General features: G+C 65.3%; 22 protein-coding genes. 10 read left to right on the top strand and 12 right to left on the bottom strand.

The genetic code is table 11. From position 1 onward, the window contains the following. The 5 genes from R6U53_RS11820 to R6U53_RS11800 all read right to left on the bottom strand — a co-directional run bounded on the left by R6U53_RS11820 (position 1) and on the right by R6U53_RS11800 (position 3,864). Positions 1 to 750: an ABC transporter ATP-binding protein gene (locus R6U53_RS11820; protein WP_410322564.1), complete on the bottom strand. Its 750-nt coding sequence runs from the start codon at positions 748 to 750 to the stop codon at positions 1 to 3. Beyond that, complete coding sequence (locus tag R6U53_RS11815; protein ID WP_410322563.1) at positions 747 to 1,616, bottom strand: ABC transporter permease; 870 nt, start codon at positions 1,614 to 1,616, stop codon at positions 747 to 749. The genes R6U53_RS11820 and R6U53_RS11815 overlap by 4 nt, the downstream gene beginning before the upstream one ends. A gap of 3 nt (positions 1,617 to 1,619) precedes the next feature. Beyond that, positions 1,620 to 2,630 (bottom strand): ABC transporter substrate-binding protein, encoded by a 1,011-nt coding sequence (locus tag R6U53_RS11810; RefSeq protein ID WP_410322562.1) that lies wholly within the window; start codon positions 2,628 to 2,630, stop codon positions 1,620 to 1,622. Between the two features lie 173 nt (positions 2,631 to 2,803). Beyond that, positions 2,804 to 3,181, bottom strand: coding sequence for an AzlD domain-containing protein (locus tag R6U53_RS11805; RefSeq protein WP_410322561.1), 378 nt, complete (start codon positions 3,179 to 3,181; stop codon positions 2,804 to 2,806). Beyond that, positions 3,178 to 3,864, bottom strand: coding sequence for an AzlC family ABC transporter permease (locus R6U53_RS11800; RefSeq protein ID WP_410322560.1), 687 nt, complete (start codon positions 3,862 to 3,864; stop codon positions 3,178 to 3,180). Before R6U53_RS11800 ends, R6U53_RS11805 begins: the two co-directional genes overlap by 4 nt. A 180-nt stretch (positions 3,865 to 4,044) precedes the next feature. On the opposite strand from R6U53_RS11800, the gene R6U53_RS11795 reads away from it, so the two are divergent. Then, positions 4,045 to 6,255, top strand: coding sequence for a twin-arginine translocase subunit TatC (locus tag R6U53_RS11795; protein ID WP_410322559.1), 2,211 nt, complete (start codon positions 4,045 to 4,047; stop codon positions 6,253 to 6,255). Positions 6,256 to 6,271: 16 nt separating this feature from the next. Here the strand turns inward: R6U53_RS11795 and R6U53_RS11790 are convergent, their stop codons facing one another. After that, positions 6,272 to 6,679, bottom strand: coding sequence for an SHOCT domain-containing protein (locus R6U53_RS11790; protein WP_410322558.1), 408 nt, complete (start codon positions 6,677 to 6,679; stop codon positions 6,272 to 6,274). Between the two features lie 108 nt (positions 6,680 to 6,787). On the opposite strand from R6U53_RS11790, the gene R6U53_RS11785 reads away from it, so the two are divergent. After that, positions 6,788 to 7,378, top strand: a complete 591-nt coding sequence (locus R6U53_RS11785; protein WP_410322557.1) for an FAD-dependent oxidoreductase — start codon at positions 6,788 to 6,790, stop codon at positions 7,376 to 7,378. Between the two features lie 63 nt (positions 7,379 to 7,441). Then, positions 7,442 to 8,047: a cysteine hydrolase family protein gene (locus R6U53_RS11780; protein ID WP_410322556.1), complete on the top strand. Its 606-nt coding sequence runs from the start codon at positions 7,442 to 7,444 to the stop codon at positions 8,045 to 8,047. Here the strand turns inward: R6U53_RS11780 and R6U53_RS11775 are convergent. Beyond that, positions 8,017 to 8,616, bottom strand: a complete 600-nt coding sequence (locus R6U53_RS11775) for a DUF6159 family protein (protein WP_410322555.1) — start codon at positions 8,614 to 8,616, stop codon at positions 8,017 to 8,019. The genes R6U53_RS11780 and R6U53_RS11775 overlap by 31 nt on opposite strands. Positions 8,617 to 8,763: 147 nt before the next feature. Here R6U53_RS11775 and aspS point away from each other — a divergent pair, with 147 nt between their 5' ends. The 3 genes from aspS to R6U53_RS11760 all read left to right on the top strand — a co-directional run bounded on the left by aspS (position 8,764) and on the right by R6U53_RS11760 (position 12,146). Continuing rightward, on the top strand, positions 8,764 to 10,065 hold the full coding sequence (gene aspS / locus R6U53_RS11770) for an aspartate--tRNA(Asn) ligase (protein ID WP_410322554.1): 1,302 nt from the start codon (positions 8,764 to 8,766) through the stop codon (positions 10,063 to 10,065). 317 nt (positions 10,066 to 10,382) lie between these two features. Then, on the top strand, positions 10,383 to 10,994 hold the full coding sequence (locus tag R6U53_RS11765) for a hypothetical protein (protein ID WP_410322553.1): 612 nt from the start codon (positions 10,383 to 10,385) through the stop codon (positions 10,992 to 10,994). Positions 10,995 to 11,084: 90 nt separating this feature from the next. Next, the gene (locus R6U53_RS11760) at positions 11,085 to 12,146 is read left to right on the top strand and encodes an ArsA family ATPase (protein WP_410322552.1); all 1,062 of its coding nucleotides are present in this window, start codon (positions 11,085 to 11,087) and stop codon (positions 12,144 to 12,146) included. A 21-nt stretch (positions 12,147 to 12,167) separates the two neighbouring features. On the opposite strand, the gene R6U53_RS11755 is transcribed toward R6U53_RS11760, so the two are convergent. The 4 genes from R6U53_RS11755 to R6U53_RS11740 form a co-directional block, all read right to left on the bottom strand. Then, complete coding sequence (locus R6U53_RS11755; RefSeq protein ID WP_410322551.1) at positions 12,168 to 13,460, bottom strand: glycerate kinase; 1,293 nt, start codon at positions 13,458 to 13,460, stop codon at positions 12,168 to 12,170. A gap of 1 nt (position 13,461) precedes the next feature. Next, on the bottom strand, positions 13,462 to 14,289 hold the full coding sequence (locus tag R6U53_RS11750; protein ID WP_410322550.1) for an SDR family oxidoreductase: 828 nt from the start codon (positions 14,287 to 14,289) through the stop codon (positions 13,462 to 13,464). Positions 14,290 to 14,609: 320 nt separating this feature from the next. Beyond that, entirely contained in the window at positions 14,610 to 15,500 is an 891-nt protein-coding gene (locus tag R6U53_RS11745; protein WP_410322549.1) for a ZIP family metal transporter, read from the bottom strand. A gap of 142 nt (positions 15,501 to 15,642) precedes the next feature. Further along, complete coding sequence (locus tag R6U53_RS11740; RefSeq protein WP_410322548.1) at positions 15,643 to 16,395, bottom strand: IclR family transcriptional regulator; 753 nt, start codon at positions 16,393 to 16,395, stop codon at positions 15,643 to 15,645. 441 nt (positions 16,396 to 16,836) lie between these two features. On the opposite strand from R6U53_RS11740, the gene R6U53_RS11735 reads away from it, so the two are divergent. Next, on the top strand, positions 16,837 to 17,598 hold the full coding sequence (locus R6U53_RS11735; protein ID WP_410322547.1) for an SDR family NAD(P)-dependent oxidoreductase: 762 nt from the start codon (positions 16,837 to 16,839) through the stop codon (positions 17,596 to 17,598). A 27-nt stretch (positions 17,599 to 17,625) separates the two neighbouring features. Here the strand turns inward: R6U53_RS11735 and R6U53_RS11730 are convergent, their stop codons facing one another. Then, the gene (locus R6U53_RS11730; RefSeq protein WP_410322546.1) at positions 17,626 to 17,796 is read right to left on the bottom strand and encodes a DUF5786 family protein; all 171 of its coding nucleotides are present in this window, start codon (positions 17,794 to 17,796) and stop codon (positions 17,626 to 17,628) included. Positions 17,797 to 17,907: 111 nt separating this feature from the next. Between R6U53_RS11730 and R6U53_RS11725 the strand changes: the two genes are divergently transcribed. From R6U53_RS11725 to R6U53_RS11715, 3 genes are all read left to right on the top strand, one after another. Beyond that, positions 17,908 to 18,903 (top strand): DUF5784 family protein, encoded by a 996-nt coding sequence (locus R6U53_RS11725; protein WP_410322545.1) that lies wholly within the window; start codon positions 17,908 to 17,910, stop codon positions 18,901 to 18,903. Between the two features lie 92 nt (positions 18,904 to 18,995). Continuing rightward, the gene (locus R6U53_RS11720; RefSeq protein WP_410322544.1) at positions 18,996 to 20,510 is read left to right on the top strand and encodes a phenylalanine--tRNA ligase subunit alpha; all 1,515 of its coding nucleotides are present in this window, start codon (positions 18,996 to 18,998) and stop codon (positions 20,508 to 20,510) included. After that, positions 20,510 to 22,360, top strand: a complete 1,851-nt coding sequence (locus R6U53_RS11715) for a phenylalanine--tRNA ligase subunit beta (RefSeq protein ID WP_410322543.1) — start codon at positions 20,510 to 20,512, stop codon at positions 22,358 to 22,360. The genes R6U53_RS11720 and R6U53_RS11715 overlap by 1 nt, the downstream gene beginning before the upstream one ends. Positions 22,361 to 22,488 lie beyond the last annotated feature (128 nt).

Raw genomic sequence — 22,488 nt, 5'->3', positions numbered from 1 at the left:
TCACTCCACCGCCTCGAAGAACGTCCGGGTCAGTTCGGCCTGGGTCTCGTGGATCGCGGGGGCGTCGAACTCCCGGGGGCGCTCGTGGGGGACGACCAGTTCCTCGAAGATGACGCCCGCCTCGTTCATCAGCAGGACTCGATCCGAGAGGACGACCGCTTCGGCGACGTCGTGGGTGACGAAGAGCACGGACGTTCCGGTCTCCTCCCACAACTCGAGCAGATCCCGCCGAGCCGTCCGAGCGGTCACCTCGTCGAGCGAGGAGAACGGTTCGTCCATCAACAGGAGTTCCGGGCCGATGGCGAGCGCTCGCGCGAGCCCGACCCGTTGACGCATCCCGCCGGAGAGCTGTTTCGGATAACTGTCCCGTTCGTCGCCGAGCCCGACGCGATCGAGCCACGTCTGGATCCGGCGGTCGTGCTCGTCGGGGTCGACGTCGGCGGCCTCCAGCGCAAAGGCGATGTTCTCGCCGACGGTGCGCCACTCGAGCAGGCGGGGATCCTGAAAGACGTAGCCGATCGGGAGCTCGCCCGGGACGACCGGTCGCCCGTCGAACTCGACCGTCCCCGCGTCGAGTTCGAGGATGCCGGCGACCGCGTTCAGGAGGGTGGTCTTGCCGCACCCGGAGGGCCCCATGAGCGTGACGAACTCGCCGTCCTCGACGGTGAGATCGAGTCCCTCGAAGACCGTGAGCGGACCGTCGGGACCCTCGAAGCGTTTTGTCGCGCCCGCGATCCGGAGCCGGCTCACTCTATCATCCCCCGGACGTCGGTCGCCTCCGAGTCGGGTTGCCAGCGGGTCGCGCGCCGCTCCAGTCGCCGGAGGAGTCGATCGGCACCGTAGATCACCGCCATCATCGGAAGCGCCCACGCGATGACCATCCCATTCTCGAAACTCTCGAAGTGGTACTTGACCGCGACGCCGACGCCGGTGGCGGAGCCGAAGACCTCGGCGACGAGACACAGCTTCCAGGAGACCGCCAACCCGACCCGGGCGATCCCAAACAGATACGGCCGCAGCTGCGGGAGGTAGACGTCTCGCCAGATCGCACGCCGGCTCGCGCCGAAGGCGGCCGCCATCTCGAGCAGCGACTCGTCGACGTCGCCCATCCCCTCCCAGACGGTCACGGTCAGATACGGGAACACGACGAGCACGACGACGAAGACTGGGACGAGAAACTCCGTCAGGCCGAACCAGATGACGCCGACGAAGGCCCACACGACCGACGGGACGGTCAGGAGGACGAAAAGCGGCCCCGAGAGGTATCCGCGGAGGGCGTCCCGCGAGCCCATCGCGACGCCCCACAGCGTCGCCAGAACCATCGAGACGGCGAACCCGATCGAGACGCGCGCGATCGTGGCCCCGTACTGGACGAGCGGCTCGAACGGCGTCTCGCCAGAGATCACCACGACAACGTTTCCGGCGAGCGTTGCCAGACCGGGGAACCGGTAGTCGGGAAATCGAAGCGAGAGCAGCTGCCAGCCGACGAGGACGACGAGGACGGCGGCGACCGTGGCCGGCCGGGGGACGGCGATCGGGAGCGCACGGAGCCGCTGTCGGAGCCGGCGGTCGAGTCGGGACGGATGGCGCACGCGCGAATCGCCGTCGGCAGCCATCCGTCAGCCCCGCAGCTCCTCTTGGGTCCGGAACGTCGTCTCGCGGTCGCCGAGGCCGATCTCGTCGGCGTCGGCGAGCAGCTCGAAGAACGTCCAGTGGGCGTCGACGAGTTCCTCGTCGTAGTAGGCGGGTCCGAAGACGACGCCGTCGTCCATGAGATCGACGACGACCGCGGCCTCGTCGGGATCGGTGATCCCGGCGTCGGCACCGAACTCCTCCAGGGCAGCCTCCGTGTTGGCACCGAAAGAATCGAGCGCGGCCGCCCAGCCGGCGAGGAAGTCATCGACCGCATCGGCGTGTTCCGAGAGCCACTCCGGACGGACGGTGAACGCGGTCGTCGGAACCCCAACTCCGGTCCGGTCGTACCAGAGCGCGTAGGGATCGAAGATCGTCTTGACGCCATCGTCGGCCATGCCGCGGATGGTGAAACCCGAAAACTGCGAGACGGCGTCGAGTTCGCCCTCGAGCAGGAACTCCCACAGCGCCGGCGGCTCGGCCGCCCGCGTGTCGGCGGTGTCCTCGACGATGTCGAACTCGTATTCGTCCTCGACGAGCACCCGGTGGACGATACTCGTCGTCGAACTCAGCGACGCCGGAAGCCCGAGTCGCCTGTCGGTGAGGTCGGTCGGATCCTCGATCGTCCCGTCGTCGGCCCGGGCGAACATCCGGTTGAACATGTTCTGCTGTGGAGCCACGAACGTCAGCGGCTCGCCTTTATTCGTGAGTTCGAGTTGGGCGACCGCGGAGGGTGCGCCGACGTTGGCCTCGCCGTCGACGATCTGTCGATTGTAACGCCCGAAGGGAGCCGTTTCGAAATCGAGGTCGATCCCGCGGTCGGCCCAGACGCCCTCCCGGAGCCCCCACCTGAAGACGGCGACGCTAATACTGCTTTCGACCTCGACGGTTCGTATCGACGTTCCCGTCGCTCCGTCGGTGTCGAATCGCCCGAGACAGCCCCCGAGACCGAGGCAAATCCCGCCGCCAGCCGCACTGAGGAGCTCTCGTCGGTGCACTGTTGCCTCATATAACAGGTTCTAATTTAAAATATGTTCGGACCTAATCTTTGAAGAGATAATATCTATGTACATCTCGATTGAAACTCGATTACGCTTCATTTCGTCGGAGATCGTGGACGCCTTCGGCTCGACGGCGAGGGGGCGACGGAAGGGCCGGACGTCGGGATCGATCACAACGGAGCGAACCGAAGCAGCCACAGCGTGCCCATCCCGCTCGCGATCGTCGCGAAGACGTTCTCGGTCCGCCAGGCGACGGCGACGGCGACGATTCCGGCGGCGAGCCGCTCGTCGAGCACGGTCGCCGAGAGCGACGGTTCGAGCGTGACGACCGCCGGAAGCGCCAGCGCCGCGAGCACCGCCGCCGGGACCAATCGGAGCACGCGTTCGACGGCCTCGGGAACCGACTCGAGCCGACCGAACAGGTAGATGAACGACAGCCGGATCGCGTAGGTCGCGACGGCGAGGACGACGATAACGAACCAGATGGCCGTCGATCCGTATCCCCCGCTCGCGCTCGCGCCGGCGCTCGCGGTCTGAGCGAGACTCATCGATTCCCCCACGTCTCGACGGCGAGGCCGACAGCGATCCCGGAGACGGTACCGACGAAGAGACCGAGATTGAACGGCACGTCGGCCGCGAGCAGCGCGCCCACGCCGGAGACGGCGGCCGTCGCGATCGCCGGCCGGTCGCGTATCGACGGGACGAGCAGGGCGATGAACACGAGGGGGATGGCGAAGGAGAGTTCGAGTTCGGGCGGGAGGCCCGTCCCGACGAGAACGCCGGCGGCGGTCGCCGACGACCAGACGAACCAGGACGCGCCTCCGAGCCCGGCGTAATAGCGGAGCCGATCCCGGGACTCGTTTCGCGAGAACTCCGCGACGGACATCGCGTACACCTGATCGACGAGCACGTGCGCCAGCGCCGCCCGGACGCGCCGGCTGTAGCCCGTGAAGTACGGGGCGATGGAGGCGGAGTACATGAGCATTCGGAGATTGACCACGACGGCGGTGCCGATCACGACGACCAGCGGGGCCGCGTTGTTGAGCAGTTCGAACGCGGCGATCTGGGACGCGCCGGCGAAGACGATGACGGACATCACGATCGCCTGCTCGGCGGAGAGGCCGGCCTCGATGGCGGCGATTCCCGTGATCATCGCGAACGGAACGATGCCGAGGTAAAACGGGATCGAATCCCGGATTCCGGCGCGAATATCCGGATGAATATCGATCATCGCGTGCGACCGCGACCGGGATGTAGTCGACCCGAAACTGTGAGATTCGGCCGTATAGGCGTTCCGTGGGGGTCGATACCAGCAGTCATCGATCGATCACGCGCACTCCGGGGGTGAAAAGCCTTCCATCCCGGCGGCTAACGGAAAAGGTTGATAACCGCGAGCGGATAACCTTTCGTCGTGTCCAGCGCCGTAGACGACGATGTCGCCCGGACGGTCTCGGAGGGTCGCGCACACCTCGGCGCGCTGCTTCGAACCGCACAGAAGCATCTCCAGAAGGTTTTCATCGTCTTCGTCATCGGGTTTCTCGGGACGTTCACCGTACTGCGTCTCTACATCTGGGATATACTCAAGCGGGATCTGAACGCTCACCCGGACATCGTCGTCGTCGCCATCACGCCCTTCGAGGTCATCCTCCTGCAGGCGAAGATCGGGCTCGTGTCCGGTCTCATCATCATGCTTCCCGCGCTCGCGTACTTCGGCCGCGACTCGCTGAAGGACCGCGGGCGCTGGCCGGAGAATCTCCCGCGCTGGAAGGGTGCCGCCTTCGCGGTGGTCAGCGCGACGCTCTTTCTCGGCGGCGTCGCCTACGCCTACAACCTGTTCTTCCCGATCATGTTCGCGTTTTTGGCCGACAACGCCGTCGGCGCGGGTTTTCAGCCGACGTACTCGATTTCGATGTGGGCGCAGTTCATCTTCCTCCTCTCGCTCTCGTTCGGGCTAGCCGCACAGTTGCCGCTGTTCATGAGCACGCTCGCGTACACGGGAATCGTTCAATACGAGACGTTCCGCGACAAGTGGAAGTACGCGGTCGTCGCTATCTTCGTCTTCGGCGCGCTGTTTTCGCCGCCGGACCCCTTCACACAGATCATGTGGGCGGTACCGCTGGTCGTGCTGTATGGGGCCTCCCTCTACGTGACGAAGATCGTCGTCACGACGAAACGCTCGCGCGATTCGATCGATCTCAAAGGGACCGCAAAAGCGCGGTGGAACGTCCTCGTCGGACTCTTTTTGATCGGTCTCGGTCTCGTCTACGCGTTCTATACCTACGGCGGCTACACCGCGATCAACGGCGCGCTCGCCGCCATCGGATCCAGCTACCGGGTCCTGGCCGCGGGCGTGGGGTACGGAGTCGCCGAAACGACGTACATCGCGGTCGTCGGCTCGCTGTACGGACTCGTCTTCGCGTTCATCGGGTTCGCGTACTTCGTCTACGACGGCCTCGAACCGATGGAGCGGTACGGATGGATGGATCCCGAGGAGGTAGACGTCGCCGAACTCGACCTCGAAGAGGTCCGGTCGGCCCCGGACGCGGTGTTCGAGGCGATGGAGGAGTCAGAAGCGGTCGCCCTCGCCGGACGGGCGATGGACGAGGGAGACGTCAACCGCGCACAGGCGATCCTCGATCGGTTCGACGCGGCCGACGCCGAGGGGACCGAAGGGGCTGATACTGCAGACGCCGAAACGGACGGGAGTGAGGGGGACGAGGCGAGTTCCGACGCGGGCGACGACGAGGCAGCCGAAACCGAGGAGGTCGACGACGGCCGGATTATGGCGGCCAGGGGGGCGGGCATCCTCGGCGCGTTCAGCGAAGACGACATCGACGAGGACGACATCGGCGGCTACGCCTACGATATCAAGTTCGTCTTCGACAGCATCACGTCGAAATCGTTCCGACTCGTCGGCCTGTTCATGGCCGTCATGGCCGGGACCTTCTTCGTACTGTATCAGGGCGGAATCGGCCGGCTCCACGAGCAGTTCGTCAGCGGTATGCCATCCCAGTTCGCCTCCGAGCAGGTGTCGATCGTCACGCTCCACCCGGTCGAGGCGCTCATCTTCATGATCAAGGTGGCCGTGATATTCGGGCTCGCGGCTGTCGTTCCGTTGCTCATGTACTACTCGTGGCCGGCGCTGAAAGAGCGCGGGATCGCCCGCGGCGACCGACGCGTCCTCCTCGTGTGGGGCGGTAGCCTCCTGACGTCGATGTCGCTCGGCAGTCTGTTCGGCTTTCTCTACGTCGCCCCGTCGGTCATCTCGTGGCTCGCGACGGACGTGTTGCGCGCGGAGATGGTGATCGCCTACCGGATCAGTAATTACGGCTGGCTGGTCTTTTTCCTCACCGTCGGGATCGGGATCCTCGTCATGGTGCCCGTCACGATGCTCCTCTTTCACCGCGGTGGGATCGTCCCCTACGCGACGATGCGCGGCCGATGGCGCGAGCTCTCGATCGCCGTGCTCGCGGCCGGAGCCTTCCTGTCGCCGCGGGGCGTGTTCACGATGTTCCTGCTCGGCCTGCCGGTGATCGCTACCTACGGGCTCGGTCTCGGATTGCTGTGGCTCTACACGCTCGGCGGTCGACGAGTGCCCGAAACGACCGAACCGGCCGACTGAAACGCGCCTGTTCGGCTCACTCGACGTCGTCTTCGATCAGTGGCTCCGAGGACCGACGGTACTCCGACACTTCGTCGATCGTCTCGGTTTCGAGGAGTCGATCGAGTTTCCGATCGAACTCCGCGTCGCTGAGTTCGCCGCGAGCATACCGGTCTCGGAGCGTCTGTAGTGGCTCGGGTTCGGCGTCGGCCGTCTCGACGTCCACCGTTTCGGGAGCGGTCTCGTCGTCCCACCACTCAGCGACGTCGTCGGCGTCCCCGAAGAGGATCGCGACGACCGGGACGATAACGATATAGCCGAACAGCATGAACGGCAGCCACCAGCCCTGCCCGGAGAGCAGCGCCGCGAGCCACGTTCCGGTGACGATCAGGGCGACGATCCCGGTCACGTTCTCGCGGAGTCTGGACCACGCACTATCGGCCATGCGCTAGCATCGAGCGGCAAGCATTTATAACTAATAAACCACACAGACGGCGGCGACGTTGACGTCATCCACGACTATTTTGTCGGTGGAAAGTGAACACGAACGCGTATGACCGAAACCAACGCCGACGTGCTCGTCGTCGGGGGCGGCCCCGCCGGGTTGAGTGCAGCCCTCTTCGCACGGAAGAACGGACTGGAGACCATCTGTTTCGACACCGACGGGACGTGGATGCACAAGGCGCATCTGTTCAACTACCTCGGGGTCGGCTCGGTCGACGGCTCCACGTTCATCACGGCCGCTCGATCGCAGGTCGATAGCTTCGGCGTCGAGCGCGTCGATGTGGAAGTAACCGACGTGAACGAGGCTGACGACGGCTTCACCGTCGAGACCGACGGGGGGGAGTACACCGGGAGCTACGTCGTGTTGGCGACCGGCGCGAACCGCGACCTCGCCGAATCGCTCGGTTGCGCGTTCGACGGCGATATCGTCGACGTGGACGTGACGATGGAGACGAGCGTCCAAAACGCCTACGCGACGGGGGCGATGGTCAGAGCCGAGGAGTGGCAGGCGATCATCTCCGCCGGTGACGGCGCGGCGGCGGCGCTGAACATCCTCTCGAAGCAGAAGGGCGAACACTACCACGACTTCGACGTGCCCGCCGACGCCGACGCGGTCTTTGGTGGGATGGCCGGCGAGTAGTCCGCGGGGGGAGCCGTCGATCGCCGCGAAAACGGTTTGTCGCTTCCGGCGGAACGTTGCCGTATGAAGCTCGATCCCGAACGGACCGCGATCGTGGTTGTCGACATGCAGAACGGCTTTTGTCACCCCGACGGCTCGCTGTACGCGCCGGGGAGCGAGGCGGCGATCGAGCCGTGTGCGGCGGTCGTTTCGGAGGCCCGCGAGGCCGGCGCGTCGGTGGTCTTCACCCGGGACGTCCACCCACCCGAGCAGTTCGAGGGGAACCACTACTACGACGAGTTCGACCGGTGGGGCGAACACGTCCTCGAGGGGTCGTGGGAGGCCGAACTCATCGACGAACTCGAACCGGGAGCCGAAGACCTCGTCGTCGACAAACACACCTACGACGCTTTTTATCGGACCGGGCTGGAGGGCTGGCTCGAAAGCCACGCCGTCGGCGACCTCGTGATCTGCGGGACGCTCGCTAACGTCTGCGTGCTCCACACCGCCGGCTCCGCGGGGCTGCGCGATTACCGGCCGATACTGCTCGAAGACGCCGTCGGATCGATCGAGGAGTCTCACCGCGAGTACGCCTTAGAACACGCGGAGTGGCTCTTCGGGGAAGTTCACTCCCGCTCCGAGATCGAGTTCGGGGAGGATCAATCGACGAACGGCTCGCTGGACCCGTGATCCGACCTCGTTCCGGGCGTGGCCGTGCGCTCGGTCCGACCGCCGAGCGTCTCGAAGTCGAAGTTCTCGAGGACGATGACGGGGACGACGAAGAAGGTCGCAATCGACCACCCGAGGGCGAACAGAGATCGCGGGATCGAAGCGAGGGGATTATCCGGGTCTTCGAGCATCCGGAGGAGAACGCTGACCGTCGCGGAGATCACGGACCGGATGGCGATCTGTCCGAGACGACCGTTGATCGCGCGCATGCTGGCGCGGATTCGGGGATCTCGTCCGTGAAACGCCTCGTTGGACGCGCACACCAGCGCGGCCGAAAAGTACGTACTGAAGAACGTCGTCACGAAGTGCAACGCGAAGAGCACGACGTACTCCGGTCCGCCGCCGATGACGTCGGCGAGGACCATGGGAACAAAAAAGACCACCAGAAAGACGATGCTCGCAATCGCTGCCAACAGCGGGAACGCTAGCAGTTTCGGATGGTCTCCGATCACGTCGATGCTGTCTTTCGTGAGCTTCCAGCCGGTGTTGAGTCGGTCGAAGAATCCAACGCCACTGGATCGAGTACGCATTGCCATCCCGAGAAGTGACACATCGTGAGAACGTATCGATACTGGGCGTTTTTGCCGAGGGGCCGTCGTGGGAGCATGGTTTGCGGAGGGCGGATCGTATCCGGTGTGTTTCCCCGCGCTTAAGTTCAACCGTGGAGAATCCAGAGTATGGACGATCGAACATACACGGCTGAGGCGACGCCTGGTGAGACGGTTACCGTCGCCGGTTGGGTTCACGAAATCCGTGATTTGGGCGGCATCGCCTTCCTCATTCTGCGCGATACGACCGGACGAATACAGATCAAATTCGAGAAAGACGAGATGGACGACGACCTCGTCGAGACGGGGCTCGGCGTCTCGCGGGAGTCGGTCGTCGCCGTGACCGGCGAGGTGAACGAGGAACCGCGCGCGCCGACCGACGTCGAGATCGTGCCCGACACCGTCGAGGTGCTGTCGGCCGCGGACACCGAACTGCCGCTGGACCCGACCGGGAAGGTCGACGCCGAACTCTCGACTCGACTCGACAACCGGACGCTCGATCTCCGTCGCGAGGCCGGCCAGGCGGTCTTCGAGATCCGCAGCGAGATTCAAGCCGCCGTTCGGGACGCGTTCCGCGAGGCCGATGCGACCGAGATCAACACGCCGAAGATCGTCGCGACGGGGACCGAGGGCGGCACGGAACTGTTCCCGATAACGTACTTCGGCCGCGAGGCGTTCATGAACCAGAGCCCGCAGCTTTTCAAACAGCTCGTCGCGGGCTCGAACCTCGAGCGCGTCTTCGAGATCGGCCCGATATTCCGCGCCGAGGAGCACAACACGCCGCGACACCTCAACGAGGCGACCTCGATCGACTTCGAGGGGGCCTTCTGCGATCACAACGACGCGATGGACGTCTGCGAATCCGTCGTCGTCGCCGCCTACGAGGCCGTCGCCGAGAACTGCGGGGAGGAACTCGACGCGCTCGGCATCGACGAGCTCGAGGTGCCGGAGACGCCGTTCCCGCGCATCAGCTACGAGGAGGTGATCGAGCGGATCAACGCGACGGGTGTGCTCGACGAACAGCTCGTGTGGGGCGACGACCTGCCGACCGAGGGCGAGAAGGCGCTCGGAGACGACGTGGGGGGCCACTACTTCATCACCGACTGGCCCGCCGAAATCAAGCCGTTCTACATCATGGATCACGACGACGACGACCAGCTCTCGACGGGCTTCGACATGATGCACCCGCGGATGGAACTCGTCTCGGGCGGCCAGCGCGAACACCGCCGCGAGAAGCTCATCGGGGGCTTCGAGGCGCAGGGACTCGATTCCGACGCGTTCGAGTACTACACGAAGATGTTCAGATACGGGATGCCGCCGCACGCGGGCTGGGGGCTCGGTGCCGAGCGGCTCATCATGACGATGCTCGATCTAGACAACATCCGCGAGGCCGTGTTGTTCCCGCGCGACCGGCAACGGCTCTCGCCGTAGCGATCCTGGGGGGTTCGGAAGTCGCAGTCAGCACAGCCGCGCGGAGCGAGGCGAGCACAACCGTATTGGGGTGTCCCCGCGAGACAGACAGCGATTGAGCCCCGTGGGCGAAGACGCTTCTCCGACCGCACCGAATGAGCGAATACGCGTCCTTTTTGTGAGGTCCTCACGAGGAGCGACAGCGCTCGATTTCGCGTGGGGAGAGAACCCGCGAATCGCCGGACACGACACCAAAATAGGTTTTAGATGTACTCAAATGGTATAGAATGGTTTTCACCGACACGCTTATTACCTCAGCGGTCGTTTGTTCAGTTACAATGAGCGAATACAGCACCCCGGTGTCCGTTGCGTTCGAGTTCCAGCGCAGTACGATCCAGAGCGCCCACGAAGTCGTCGAGAACGGTATCGAGGCCCAAAAACAGTTCAACGCGGCGATGGTCGACGGATTCGGCCCGGCCCGCGACGCCTCCGAGCGCAACACCGATCTCGTCCGCACGGGCGTCGACACGTACTTCGACGCCATCGAAGCCGTCGTCCCCGCCGGTAGCGGCGTCGACGAAGTCCGCGAGATCACCCACGAACAGCTCAACCTGTTCGAGGAGAGCCAACTCGACGCCATCGATCAACTCGAGGGCGGGTTCGACGAGAGCACCCAGACGACCGACGAGATGCTCGACGAGTTCCTCTCGGCACTCAACGAACAGGTCACGACCCTGCTCAACGCCCACGAGGACCTCGAAGGCCAGACCATCGAGATGCTCGAGCGACTCGAGGACGGGATCGAGGACCTGCAGGCCGAGTTCGAGGCCCGCGGCGAGGAGATGCAGGAGCAGCTCGAGGCCCAAGCTGAGGCGATTCAAGAGCAACTCGAGGACGTGACGGAGAACGTCCAAGAGGCCGCCAGCGAGACGACCGAGCTCTCGGCGTAATCCGATACCGACCGTCGGTTTGACACCGCTTTTTTTCGACACCGCGTCCCGTACCGACGGGTACACAAACGGTGATCACCCACGACCGGTATGACCGAACTCACCGTCGAGGCAGTCGACTCCCTCGAAACGGAGGAGCTTCCGGCCGGCGTGGACGCGCCGGAGTACGTCCTCTACGGCGGCAAAGGCGGCGTCGGGAAGACCACCTGCGCGGCCGCGACAGCGCTTGCGAGCGCGCGCGGCGGCACGTCGACGCTCGTCGTTTCGACCGATCCCGCCCACTCGCTGTCCGACACCCTCGAAACGGAGATCCCGTCGGAACCGGGGCGAATAGACGATGAGATCCCGCTCTTCGCTGTCGAGATCGATCCCGAGTCGGCGGCTGGTCCCTTCGCGCCCGACGACGGGGCGTTCGACGAAGACGCGCGGGACGTCACCGCAGCCGACGCCGGACTCGGCGGCCTCGAATCGCTGTTCGGCGATGGGGGCCACCCCCTCGCGGGCGGCGCGATGCCGGGCGCCGACGAAGCCGCCGCGATGTCGCTTTTGATCGAGTACCTCGACGATCCCCGGTTCGATCGAGTTGTCGTCGACACCGCGCCAACGGGCCACACGCTCCGGCTGCTCGAACTGCCCGACGTGATGGACTCGATGCTGGGCCGATTGCTCTCGCTTCGAGAATCGCTGTCGGGGATGATGGATAGCGTGGGCGGACTGTTCGGGGACGGCGACGGCGTCGAGGCGACCGCGAATCTGGACGAGCTATCGACGAAGATCGAGCGCTTGCGGACCGCGCTCGGAGATCCAACGCGAACCGACTTCCGCGTCGTCATGGTCCCCGAGAAGATGAGCGTGGTCGAGAGCGAGCGACTCGTCGGCCGGTTAGCGGAGTTCGGTATCCCCGTCGGGACCGTCGTCGTCAACCGCGTCAGCGAGGACCTCACGTCCGTTACTGGCCTCGACACGGACTGGTTCGTCGCCCCGGACACCGAACACTGCGAGTTCTGTCGACGGCGATGGGAAGTCCAACGCGACGCGCTCGCTCGGGCACAGGAACTGTTCAGCGGTCGAGACGTAAAGCGAGTCCCGCTGTTTGCCGAGGCGGTTCACGGGGAGGCGATGCTCGGGATCGTCGGCCGCTGTCTCGATTGATAACCGCGCCGAACGCCGTGCTCAGGGGACGACGAGCACCCGAAGGTCGTTGACGTTCGTTCCGGTTGCGCCCGTCCACAAGAGCGCGTCCTTCGAGTCCAAAAACGTGTAGCTGTCGTTGTCCGCGAGCGCCGCGCGGGCGGCCTCGGGATCGTCGACCGTCCGGCCGTCGACCAGCCCACCGGCGGCGTCGGTGCTCCCGTCGCCGCCATCGGTGTCGACCGCGGCGAGGACCGCGTTTTGCGGGAGATCCGAAGCGGCGGCGAGAACGAACTCGCCGTTCGGACCGCCGACGCCGTCGCCGGTCACCTGAACCGTCGTCTCGCCGCCCGAGAGAACGACGGCGGGCGGACCGACGGGGTCCCCGCTGTCGGCGGCCTCGGCCCCGATCGCGGCGTGAATCCGGCCGGCCGCCGTCGCCTCCCCCTCGATTCTCGTCGAGAGGACGCACGCCCCGTAGCCCCGCTCTGTGGCGACTTCGCGGGCTGCGTCGATCGCATCCCGGCCCGAGGCGATAATGTGGTTCTCGACGTCGACATCGGCGGGCTCGATCGGTTCGAGGCCATCGAGGCGTTCGCGGACGGCCGACACGTCGAGACCGTATCGGTCCAGCACCGCGAGCGCGGCGGCCGGATCGCTCCCCGTCGGAGCTGTCGGCCCGCTGGCAATGACCGACGGATCGTCGCCGACGACGTCGCTGACTAGAACGCCGACGACCGGTGCCGGAGCCGCTGTGACCGCGAGTCCGCCGCCCTTGATCGCCGAGCAGGCCCGTCGCACAGTGTTGATCTCGTCGATCGGCGCGCCGGCGTCGAGGAGGCCGTCGGTGACTGCTCGAAGGTCGTCCACCGAGAGCCCCGGCGCAGGAGCACACAGGAGCGCGCTGCCGCCGCCGGCGATGGCGGCGATGACGAGCGTTCCGGCGTCGGCCGCTTCGGCTCGATCGAGCACGGTTCGTGCACCCGAAACGCTCCCCTCGCCGGGTGTCGGGTGTTCGCCCTCGAGCACGTCGACGCGCGTCGGATCGGCGGTGCGTTCGTTCGTGACGACCACACCGCCGTCGATCCGATCGCCGAGCAGCGTCTCGAACGCCGCCGCGAGATCGTCGGCCGCCTTTCCACCCCCGAGAACGATGACCGAATCGTACGCCGAAAGATCGTACTCGGTGCCTTTGATCCGCAGCGTCTCCCCCGCGACGGCACAGTGGCGTTCGACCGCGCGTTTTGGGTGGGCGGCGTCGATTCCCGCGGCGAGACAGTCCAACGCGAGTTCGTGTGCCGGCGAATCGGCGAGGATATCGCTATCCTCGAACATCTCAGGACGTGAACCGTCGAACTGCCCCGAAGAGCTGGTCAGCGACTCGGTCGGGCAGATAGCTGGCGTAGACGAGCAGTTGTGCGGCTCGTCCCACGACGTATCGTGGCTCGGGGTCGGGCGACACCGAGGCCTCGACGATCGCCTCGGCGACCTCGGCGGGATGAACGGCGAACGGGCTGTCGGCGCCGATGAGCGTCGCGTCCTCCTGAAACTCGTAGAGGTCCTCGTAGGCGGCCGTCCGATCGAGGCGACCCAGTTCGTCGTCGACCCGGTCGCGGAAGTTCGTCCCGACCGGCCCCGGCTGGACGACGCTGACGTCGATCCCGAACGGATCGAGTTCGCGTCGCAGCGCGTCGCTGTACCCCTCGATGGCGTGTTTCGACGCCGAATACGCTCCCATCCCGGGGGCGGCGATCCGGCCCGCGAGCGAGGAGACGTTGACGATCGTCCCGTCCTCGCGCTCGCGCATGTGCGGCAGCGCGGCGCGAACGAGTCGGTGGGGGCCGAAGACGTTCACGTCGAACTGCTTTTCGAACAGTTCGTCGTCGATGTCTTCGAGCGGGCCGTGCTGGCCGTAGCCCGCGTTGTTCACCACGGCGTCGAGGCGACCCTCCTCGTCGATGATCCGATCGACCACCCGGGTGACGTCCTCGTCGCTCCGGACGTCGATCGTCCCGATGTCGCAGCCGGCGTCGCCGAGCGTCTCGATGTCCGCCGGGTTTCGCGCGGTCGCGTACACCTGCCACTCCTCGTCCAAGAACGCGTAGGCGGCCGCCCGGCCGATCCCGGACGAACAGCCGGTGATCAGTACCGTCCGATTGCTCATATCGACCGATCGAGCGGACGGTAGTTATACCATTCGAGGGAGTCGGAACGCCGGATCGCGAATCGACCCGCTCATCGAGGTCCCCGTTCCGCTCGCGCTCGTCGACGTCGAGATCCACGTTCGACGACTGATGAGGGGCAGCGTAGGAATTCAGGTAGTAACAACTGAAACGGTGTACACACCGACCGCACTGCTGTCGTAGGATCGGGTGTGCAGTGACGTCCAGTGGTCACTAGAGTTTCCCCCGCGAAGCATCGAGACACGGTGTCGCATGCGGGTGTCGAAATCTACGGCTGGCTACGGTACTCCCGGTGGGAACGCTATATGTACAACAGCGGGATCATCACGACGACGCCCGCTCCGATGCCGCCGAGCAACTCGAGGTGGCCACGGTGGGGCAGATCCGCGCCGGTTTCGAGCGCTTCGGGGATAAACTCGGTGATGACCAGATACACCATCGCGCCCGCGGCGAATCCGAACCCGAACGGCAGGAACTCGCGGGCCCACGTGACGAACGCGAACGCGATGACCGCACCGATCGGCTGTGGGAGACTCGAAAAGACGGCCGCGCCGACCATCCGCCAGTTCGACAGCCCCATCGCGCGCATCGGGATGGCGATGGCGGTCCCCTCGGGGACGTTGTGAATCGAGATCGCGACCGTCATGAACACCGCGAGCAGCGGCACGGAAAAGCCGAGAATCGGAATCCCACTGTCGAGGCCGAGTTCCGCGAAGGAGACGCCGACGGCGACGCCCTCGGGAAAGCTGTGGACGGTCAGGATGCCGAGTATGAGGGCGAGCTTTTTTACATCTCCCTCGGCGAACGCCTGAGCGCCGAGTACGCGCTCGCTGTGCCCGCCCTCCTCACCGAGGTGAACGTCGCCAGCGTCGTCCACGGCGCCGAACTCGGCACCGTCGAGGAGGCGATCGGACGCTTCGACCAGTACGATGCCCGCGATCACGCCGCCGATCAGCAGAGTCGGGAGTCTGTCCGAGGCGTACGCCAGCCCCTCGTCGACGAGGCCAAACAGCGACGCCGAGACCATGATCCCCGACGCGATCCCCCACAGCGCCACGTTCCACCGATCGCTGAAGTCGTCGACGAAAAAGAACGGGAGCGCACCGATTCCGGTGGCCAACGCGGTGGCGAGTCCGGCGACGAAGACGAGGATGAGATTCTCCACGGATACGTGTACGTCGTGGACGCGCATATAAAAAGTTTCCAACTGACGAAGTTGTTTTTGGCTATCCTAAAAATAATTGGTCGAAAGTCGGCAGTCACGATCGGCGGCACGCGGATCGACGGTGGGCGGCCGTACGTTTCCCCATTGCGAACGAGAACTCCCAGGTGCGCTACCCCGTGAGGTTGAGTTCGATGACGTTGCCCGCCTGCTCGAGTACCGTCCGGATCGACTGTTCGGCCTCGTCGCTCGTCACCCTGCTCACTGGGCCGGTGATGCTGATCGCGGCCGGTCGATCGCCGGGCGTCGAGAGCGGACGCGCGATGCATGCCATCCCGTCAACGCACTCCTCGCGGTCGTAGGCGACACCACTCGCACGGATTTCCGCGAGTTCGTCGAACAGTGCCGCCGGCTCCGTGATCGTGTGCTCCGTCACGGCGGGGAGGCCGGTCGCCCCGATGATCTCCTCGACGCGATCGTCGTCGAGCGTCGCGAGGATCGCCTTGCCGAGCCCCGTCGCGTGGAGATACGCTCGCCGCCCGGTCTGGGTGTCGATATCGACGGCGTCCTCGCCACGTGAGGTGTGGATGTAGACGCCCCGGCCGTTCTCCTCGAACATGAGGTTGGCGAGTTCCCCCGTCTCGTCGGCCATCATTCGCATCTGCGGACGAGCGGTGTCGTAGACGCCGTCGTACCGCTGTGCGTAGCCGCCGAACTCGAGAGTCCGAAGACCGATTCGGAAGCGGCCGTCGTGCTTGACGACGATCCCGTTGGATTCGAGAGTGCTGAGATGTTTATAAACAGTGCTCTTGGCGACCGACAGGTGCGTCGCGAGTTCCGTGATCCCCGCCTCGCCGCCGAGGTCGATGATTCCCTCGATCATCCGGATCGAAGTCTCGGTCGCGCGGACGCGGTCGTCCTCCATGCGCGCCCCTTCGACACCTCCGCTGATAAGCGTTGTTCGACCCGGTCACGATCGACGGGCGTTCACGTCTGCGAAACGCACCGCGACGGTGTTTGAACGTGGGCGTCTATTAACTTTTCTGAGATTTGCTTTCAGAAGCCTGAACCGCCGTAAATTCGGCCTTATATGCCACCAGTAGGAAAACAATCGCGTTCGCAAAGAGAAAACATATAATATCCGATATATTAATACGCGTTCGGCGTCTATCCACACTCGATGTCACAGCGACGCCCCGCCAGCGAGACCGAACTGCTCCGTCTGAAAGACACCCCCCGTCCGGCCGACCTCCGGAAGGCGAGTCGACCCATCGACCGACTGCTCGACCTGCTCCGATAACCGCCGACCGGTCCGAGCGGTGACCGTCCACTCGGGATTTATGTCACACGCATCGCTTCTAGCGGTATGCGATTCGAAGATCGGACGGTGTTCATTACCGGCGCTGGATCGGGAATCGGTCGTGCGACCGCACTGCGCGTCGCCGAGGACGGCGGCTTCGTCGTCGCGACCGACGTGGACGAGACGGGCGGTGCCGAGACCGTCGAGGCGGTCGAGGCAGCCGGCGGTGAGGCGGTCTTTTCCGCGCTCGACGTGGCCGACGCCGATGCGTTCGACGCCGTCGTGAAGACGACGATCGACGAGTACGGCCTCGACGCCATCGTCAACAACGCCGGGATCGGCCACTCACCGGCCGACACCGAGGACGTGGCCGAAGACACCTTCGAGCGCGTCGTCGACGTGAACGTTCGCGGCGTCTGGAACGGCTGTCGAGCCGCCCTCCCGCACTTCAGAGCCCGCGGCGACGGGGCGATCGTCAACGTCGGCTCGCTCGCCTCATTTCTCGGACTGCCGAAACAGTCGGTCTACTCGCTGACGAAGGGGGCCGTAATGAACTTCACCCGCGCTGTCGCGGCGGAGGCGGGACGCGACGGGGTTCGCGCTAACGCGGTCTGTCCGGGCTTCGTCGAGACGTCGCTCGGCAACATGCACTTCGAGTCGATGGCCGATCCCGAGGCGGCCAAATCACAGGCCGAACGCCAGTATCCGCTCGGTCGCTTCGCCGAACCCGAGGAGATCGCCGACGCCATCGCCTTCCTCCTCTCGGACGAGGCCTCGTTCATCACGGGCCACGGGCTCGTGGTCGACGGCGGCTACTCGGTGAGTTGAGAGAGCCGCGTCGGGAGAATCGTGCGGTCACTCGCGCATTCGCTTGAACTGATCTATGAGCGCTTCGGCCGAGTCGCCGGAGTCGTACTCGATCGTTCCCTGGTAGCTCGTCCGCTCGTCGTCGAAGGCGGCGTCGACCGTGGCGGCTTTCTTTTCGCGGCGCTCGTGTTCGTCCTCGTCATAGGCACCCATTGACATGGTATACCTGTCCTTGGTTATTGTTCACTATGAATGTATCGGGGAACGTGACAGTGGGCATCGATGAACCGAAAGCGGAACCCGTAAACGCACCGGGGTATAAAAACTAGCGTGGCAGGCCCGCTTCGATTCCGCCGCTCCGAGGGGACGTGGACACGCGACCGCATCCGGACGCAACTTCTCGCGCCGCTCGACGAGCGGTTCGGCGCTCGACTCGACGAGACGTGGTTTGCGGTCGGCGACGACCGATACGACGCCGTCCGACTCGACATGGAGAACGGGGATTTCGCCCTCTTCGCGTTTGGCCCCGAGCGGGCGTACTGGCTCGGCAACACCGAAACGCCCGAGGTGTTGTGGCGGACGGACAAGGAGACGTTCGCGGAGGCCCCCTACGCGATCACCAGGTGGGCCGAACGCGAACTCACGGCCCGACTCGAAGTGACGGATCCGTGGCTCGCCGAGTTCGAGTACGTGACGTGGTTTTTCCTCCCGGTCTTCTTTTCGAAGGACGGCCGGGACACGACCCGCCGATTTTTCCACGAGGACGCCGCCGGCTTCCCCGACGCGAACCGCGAGGATGGACTCGACTTTTACGAGTCGCTGTTTTCGACCGGCACGCTAGACGAACACCGCTATACCATGGCCTCGAAACTCGGCACTTCACCGGGGTTCGATCTCACCCGCATGCGCGCGACGATGGGCGAGTTCACGGTCGCGAGGATCCTCACTGAGGCCGGACTCGATTTCGTTCCGGAGGTCGAACAGGACAGCGGCCACGCGCTCGATTTCGCCGTCGGATCGCGGCTCGTGGAGGTGACCAGACCCGAACCGCCGGCACGCCGTTCGCACGCCGATCACCCGGTCGCAGCGGTCAAAGAAACGGGCGGCGCAAAGCGCACCGACCAGCTCGCAAAGCACCCCGACGCGGCCCTGTTCGTCGACTGTACCTCGTTCACCGACGCCGAGTGGGCGGCGGTGAAAGGCGAACGTCCAGGCGTCGGCCACGAGCCGACCGTGGTGTTCCGTGCGCGGCCCGGCGGACGGATCGAAGGCTACCGCCACGGGAGCCTGCCGTTCGACCTCGACGGCGGGATCGAGTTCGTTTAGCCGAAGGGTTTTTATAGGGTGAACGACGCGCGGCGAGCCGGGCCGCCGCCGAGTCGGAACCGCTAACAGCCAGCCTCGCACAACTCGACACAATGAGACTGCCCGAAACGCAACTCGCGCTGCTGGAAGCCGCCAGCGCGACGGAACAGAAGACGGTTGCACAGCTCGCCGACGAGCTCGGTGAAGACACGGCCGCGATCACGCGGGCCGCCTTCGAACTCGAGGGGGCAGGGCTGCTCGCGGTCGACGAACACGTCGCCGAGGACGTGACGCTCACCGAAGAGGGCAAGCGCTACCGCGAGGCGGGACTGCCCGAACTTCGCCTCCGAGCCGCCGCCGTCGAGGCGGGTGCCGACGCGGAACCGACCGAGATGGGGCAACTGATCGGCGCGTCGGGGCTCGATGGCCCGGAAGTCGACATCGCGCTGTCGAACCTCGCGAGGAAGGGCTACGGCTCGATCGAGGGCGGCGCGGTTCGGCTGGGCGAGGATCCGAAGTACGACCCCGAGGATGACCCCGAGGCTGAAGCGTTGGACGCCATCGCCGACGGAAACGCCGGGTACCTCGATGTGGGAATCCTCGACCGGCTCGAATCCCGCGGACTGGTCGAGCGGACCGAGACGACGGTCCGCAGCGTCACGCTGACCGACGACGGCGTGACGGCGCTGATGGAGGGCGTCGAGGCGACCGAGACAGTCAGCGCCGTCACTCCCGAACTGCTGACCTCGGGCGAGTGGCGCGAGGTCGAGTTCACCGAATATAACGTCGACGCCGACGCCGAGACCATTCACAGCGGCAAAGAACACATCCTCCGCCAGACCGCCAACCGCGTCAAGGACGTCCTCGTCGGGATGGGCTTTCAGGAGATGGAGGGCCCCCACGCCGACGCGGACTTCTGGATCAACGACTGTCTGTTCATGCCGCAGGATCACCCGGCGCGAACCCACTGGGATCGGTTCGCCCTCGACGTCCCGCTGATGGATGACCTCCCCGAGGATCTCGTGGAACGCGTCGAGGACGCCCACCGAAACGGCGTCGGGACCGAGGGCGACGGCTACCACTCGCCGTGGTCCGAGGACTTCGCTCGCGCGGTCGCCCTGCGCGGTCACACCACGTCGCTATCGATGCGATACCTCTCGGGGCACGCCGTCGGCGAGCTCGAACCGCCGCAGCGGTACTTCAGCGTCGAGAAGGTCTACCGTAACGACACGCTCGATCCGACGCATCTTCTGGAGTTCTTCCAGATCGAGGGGTGGGTGATGGCGGAGAAACTGTCGGTTCGGGATCTGATGGGCACTTTCACCGAGTTCTACGAGCAGTTTGGGATCACCGATCTGGAGTTCAAACCCCACTACAACCCTTACACGGAGCCGAGTTTCGAGCTGTTCGGCAAACATCCCGAGACGGGCGAGCTGATCGAGATCGGCAACTCCGGCATCTTCCGCGAGGAGGTGCTTGCCCCGCTCGGCGTCGAGTGTGACGTGATGGCGTGGGGGCTCGCCTTGGAGCGGCTGCTCATGCTGATGTACGGCTTCGAGGACATCCGCGACGTGCACGGAACGCTGTGTGACCTCGACTTGCTGCGGAACGTGGAGGTGGTGTACTGATGCCCGTCGTCGACGTCGATCCCGACGAACTACGGAAGCTGGCGGGCGCCGAGGACAGATCCGACGAAGAACTCAAAGACGACCTCTTCGCGCTCGGACTGGAGTTCGAGGGGCTCGGCGACGACGGAGCGTTCGAGCTGGAGTTCGCCCCCGATCGACTCGATCGCCTCTCGGTCGAGGGAATCGCTCGGTCGCTCCGCTACCAGTACGGTCACGACCGCGGCGTCTACGTCCCGAAGACGAACGACGCCGAGTGGGTCATCGAGGTCGACGAGTCGGTCCCCGAGGAACGCCCCTACGTGACCGGTGCGATCGTCCGTGGGCTGGACCTCGACGAGCGCCGCCTCGAATCGCTCATCCAACTGCAAGAGAAGCTCCACGCGACGATGGGCCGCGGGCGCGCGAAGGGCGCGATCGGCGTCCACGACCTCGCGATGATAAAGGGTCGGGCGGCTCGGGGCGACGACGACGCACCGAAGACGATCAGCTACAGGGGTGTCGAGCCGGACGGCGACCGGTTCGTCCCGCTGGACGACGACGAGGAACGGACTCCTGGCGAGGTACTCGACACCCATCCGACGGGCGACACCTACCGCGATCTCGTCGAGGGACTGGATCGGTACCCCGCGATCTACGACGACATCGGCCTCTTTTCGTTCCCGCCGGTGATCAACGGCAAGCGAACGGAGGTCGACGAGGGGTCGCGCGATCTGCTCATCGAGATGACCGGCACGGATCAGTGGACGATCGACCGGATGCTCACCATCGTGTGCTACGCGCTCGACGCCCGCGGCGGGCGAATCGAGGAGGTCGACGTGCGGTACGACGACCGCGAGTTCGTCCGACCGGACCTCTCGACGGACACCAAACGCGTCGGCCACGACCGCATCGAACGGACGCTCGGCATCGACGTTCCCGGGAAGGAGGTCGTCGACCTCCTCGAACGGGCGGGCCTCAGCGCCGAGACGGTGGACGCGGGCGAAGAACGTGGGGAGCCAGAGGTCCCCGCGGACGACGTCGAGCTCGAAACCGTACCGAATCGGACCCAAGGCCCCGACACGGCCGGTGGAGGGGGTCGATCCGGAGCCGAACCCGACGGCAAACCAGTGGACGAGGGACTGGTCTACGAGGTCGAGATCCCGCCGTATCGGGTTGACGTGTTGCACCCGATGGACATCGTCGACGACGTGGGCCGGGCCTACGGCTTCAACGACCTCGAACCGACGTATCCCGACGTGTCGACCGTCGGCGGCCGCCATGCACACTCGCGGCTCGAAGACGCCGCGCGCGACGCCCTCGTCGGCCTCGGCTTCGAGGACCTGTTGAACTTCTACATGACGAACGAGGCGGCGCTGTTCGACCGGATGGGCCTCTCGCCCGACCACGACGCACTCGGTGCCCGGGGGCCGCCGACGATCACCGAACCCTACAGCGAGGAGTACACCGTCGTGCGGACGTGGGCGCTCCCCTCGCTCGTGATGGTCCTGGAGAGCAACACCCACCGGGCGTACCCGCAGGACCTCGCCGAGATCGGCCTCGTCTCCGGGGTCGATCCCGACGAGCCGACCGGCGTCGAAGAACACCGCTCGGTCGCCGGCGTGCTCGCCCGAACCGACGCCTCCTACGAGGACGCGAAGGCGCGCCTGCAGGCGCTCGCCCGAGCGTTCGGCAAGACGCTCGAAACGCCACCTACGGATCACCCGTCATTTATACGCGGCCGAACCGCGGAGATCGTCCTCGACGGCGAGTCGGTGGGCGTCCTCGGCGAGGTCCACCCGAAGGTGCTGGTCGAACACGATCTGGAACTGCCGGTGGCGGCGTTCGAGTTCCGGCTTGATGCGTTGCGGTAGGCGTTTATAAGCAGTTCGGACGTTCTTATTTTAGATTTATAAATGGCGAGCGAGATTACTCTTGTATCCGCCCGTTACTTTGCGGACTTTTCCCGTACACACCACCCTTTAAACTGGTTCGTGACGGA

This window comes from Natronomonas sp., assembly GCF_046483325.1.
Classification (GTDB): domain Archaea; phylum Halobacteriota; class Halobacteria; order Halobacteriales; family Haloarculaceae; genus Natronomonas.
Note: the sequence above shows the minus strand (reverse complement) of the source record. Positions and strands in the feature narration are given on the sequence as shown.

Coding starts and splice junctions, on each gene's coding strand:
- R6U53_RS11805 (WP_410322561.1), bottom strand. CDS start 3,181: ATGAGTCTCGCTCAGACCGCGAGCGCCGGCGCGAGCGCGAGCGGGGGA.
- R6U53_RS11780 (WP_410322556.1), top strand. CDS start 7,442: ATGAAGCTCGATCCCGAACGGACCGCGATCGTGGTTGTCGACATGCAG.
- R6U53_RS11750 (WP_410322550.1), bottom strand. CDS start 14,289: ATGAGCAATCGGACGGTACTGATCACCGGCTGTTCGTCCGGGATCGGC.
- R6U53_RS11720 (WP_410322544.1), top strand. CDS start 18,996: ATGAGACTGCCCGAAACGCAACTCGCGCTGCTGGAAGCCGCCAGCGCG.
- R6U53_RS11785 (WP_410322557.1), top strand. CDS start 6,788: ATGACCGAAACCAACGCCGACGTGCTCGTCGTCGGGGGCGGCCCCGCC.
- R6U53_RS11735 (WP_410322547.1), top strand. CDS start 16,837: ATGCGATTCGAAGATCGGACGGTGTTCATTACCGGCGCTGGATCGGGA.
- R6U53_RS11745 (WP_410322549.1), bottom strand. CDS start 15,500: ATGCGCGTCCACGACGTACACGTATCCGTGGAGAATCTCATCCTCGTC.
- R6U53_RS11775 (WP_410322555.1), bottom strand. CDS start 8,616: ATGCGTACTCGATCCAGTGGCGTTGGATTCTTCGACCGACTCAACACC.
- R6U53_RS11765 (WP_410322553.1), top strand. CDS start 10,383: ATGAGCGAATACAGCACCCCGGTGTCCGTTGCGTTCGAGTTCCAGCGC.
- R6U53_RS11760 (WP_410322552.1), top strand. CDS start 11,085: ATGACCGAACTCACCGTCGAGGCAGTCGACTCCCTCGAAACGGAGGAG.
- aspS (WP_410322554.1), top strand. CDS start 8,764: ATGGACGATCGAACATACACGGCTGAGGCGACGCCTGGTGAGACGGTT.
- R6U53_RS11800 (WP_410322560.1), bottom strand. CDS start 3,864: ATGATCGATATTCATCCGGATATTCGCGCCGGAATCCGGGATTCGATC.
- R6U53_RS11815 (WP_410322563.1), bottom strand. CDS start 1,616: ATGGCTGCCGACGGCGATTCGCGCGTGCGCCATCCGTCCCGACTCGAC.
- R6U53_RS11740 (WP_410322548.1), bottom strand. CDS start 16,395: ATGGAGGACGACCGCGTCCGCGCGACCGAGACTTCGATCCGGATGATC.
- R6U53_RS11755 (WP_410322551.1), bottom strand. CDS start 13,460: ATGTTCGAGGATAGCGATATCCTCGCCGATTCGCCGGCACACGAACTC.
- R6U53_RS11790 (WP_410322558.1), bottom strand. CDS start 6,679: ATGGCCGATAGTGCGTGGTCCAGACTCCGCGAGAACGTGACCGGGATC.
- R6U53_RS11730 (WP_410322546.1), bottom strand. CDS start 17,796: ATGTCAATGGGTGCCTATGACGAGGACGAACACGAGCGCCGCGAAAAG.
- R6U53_RS11715 (WP_410322543.1), top strand. CDS start 20,510: ATGCCCGTCGTCGACGTCGATCCCGACGAACTACGGAAGCTGGCGGGC.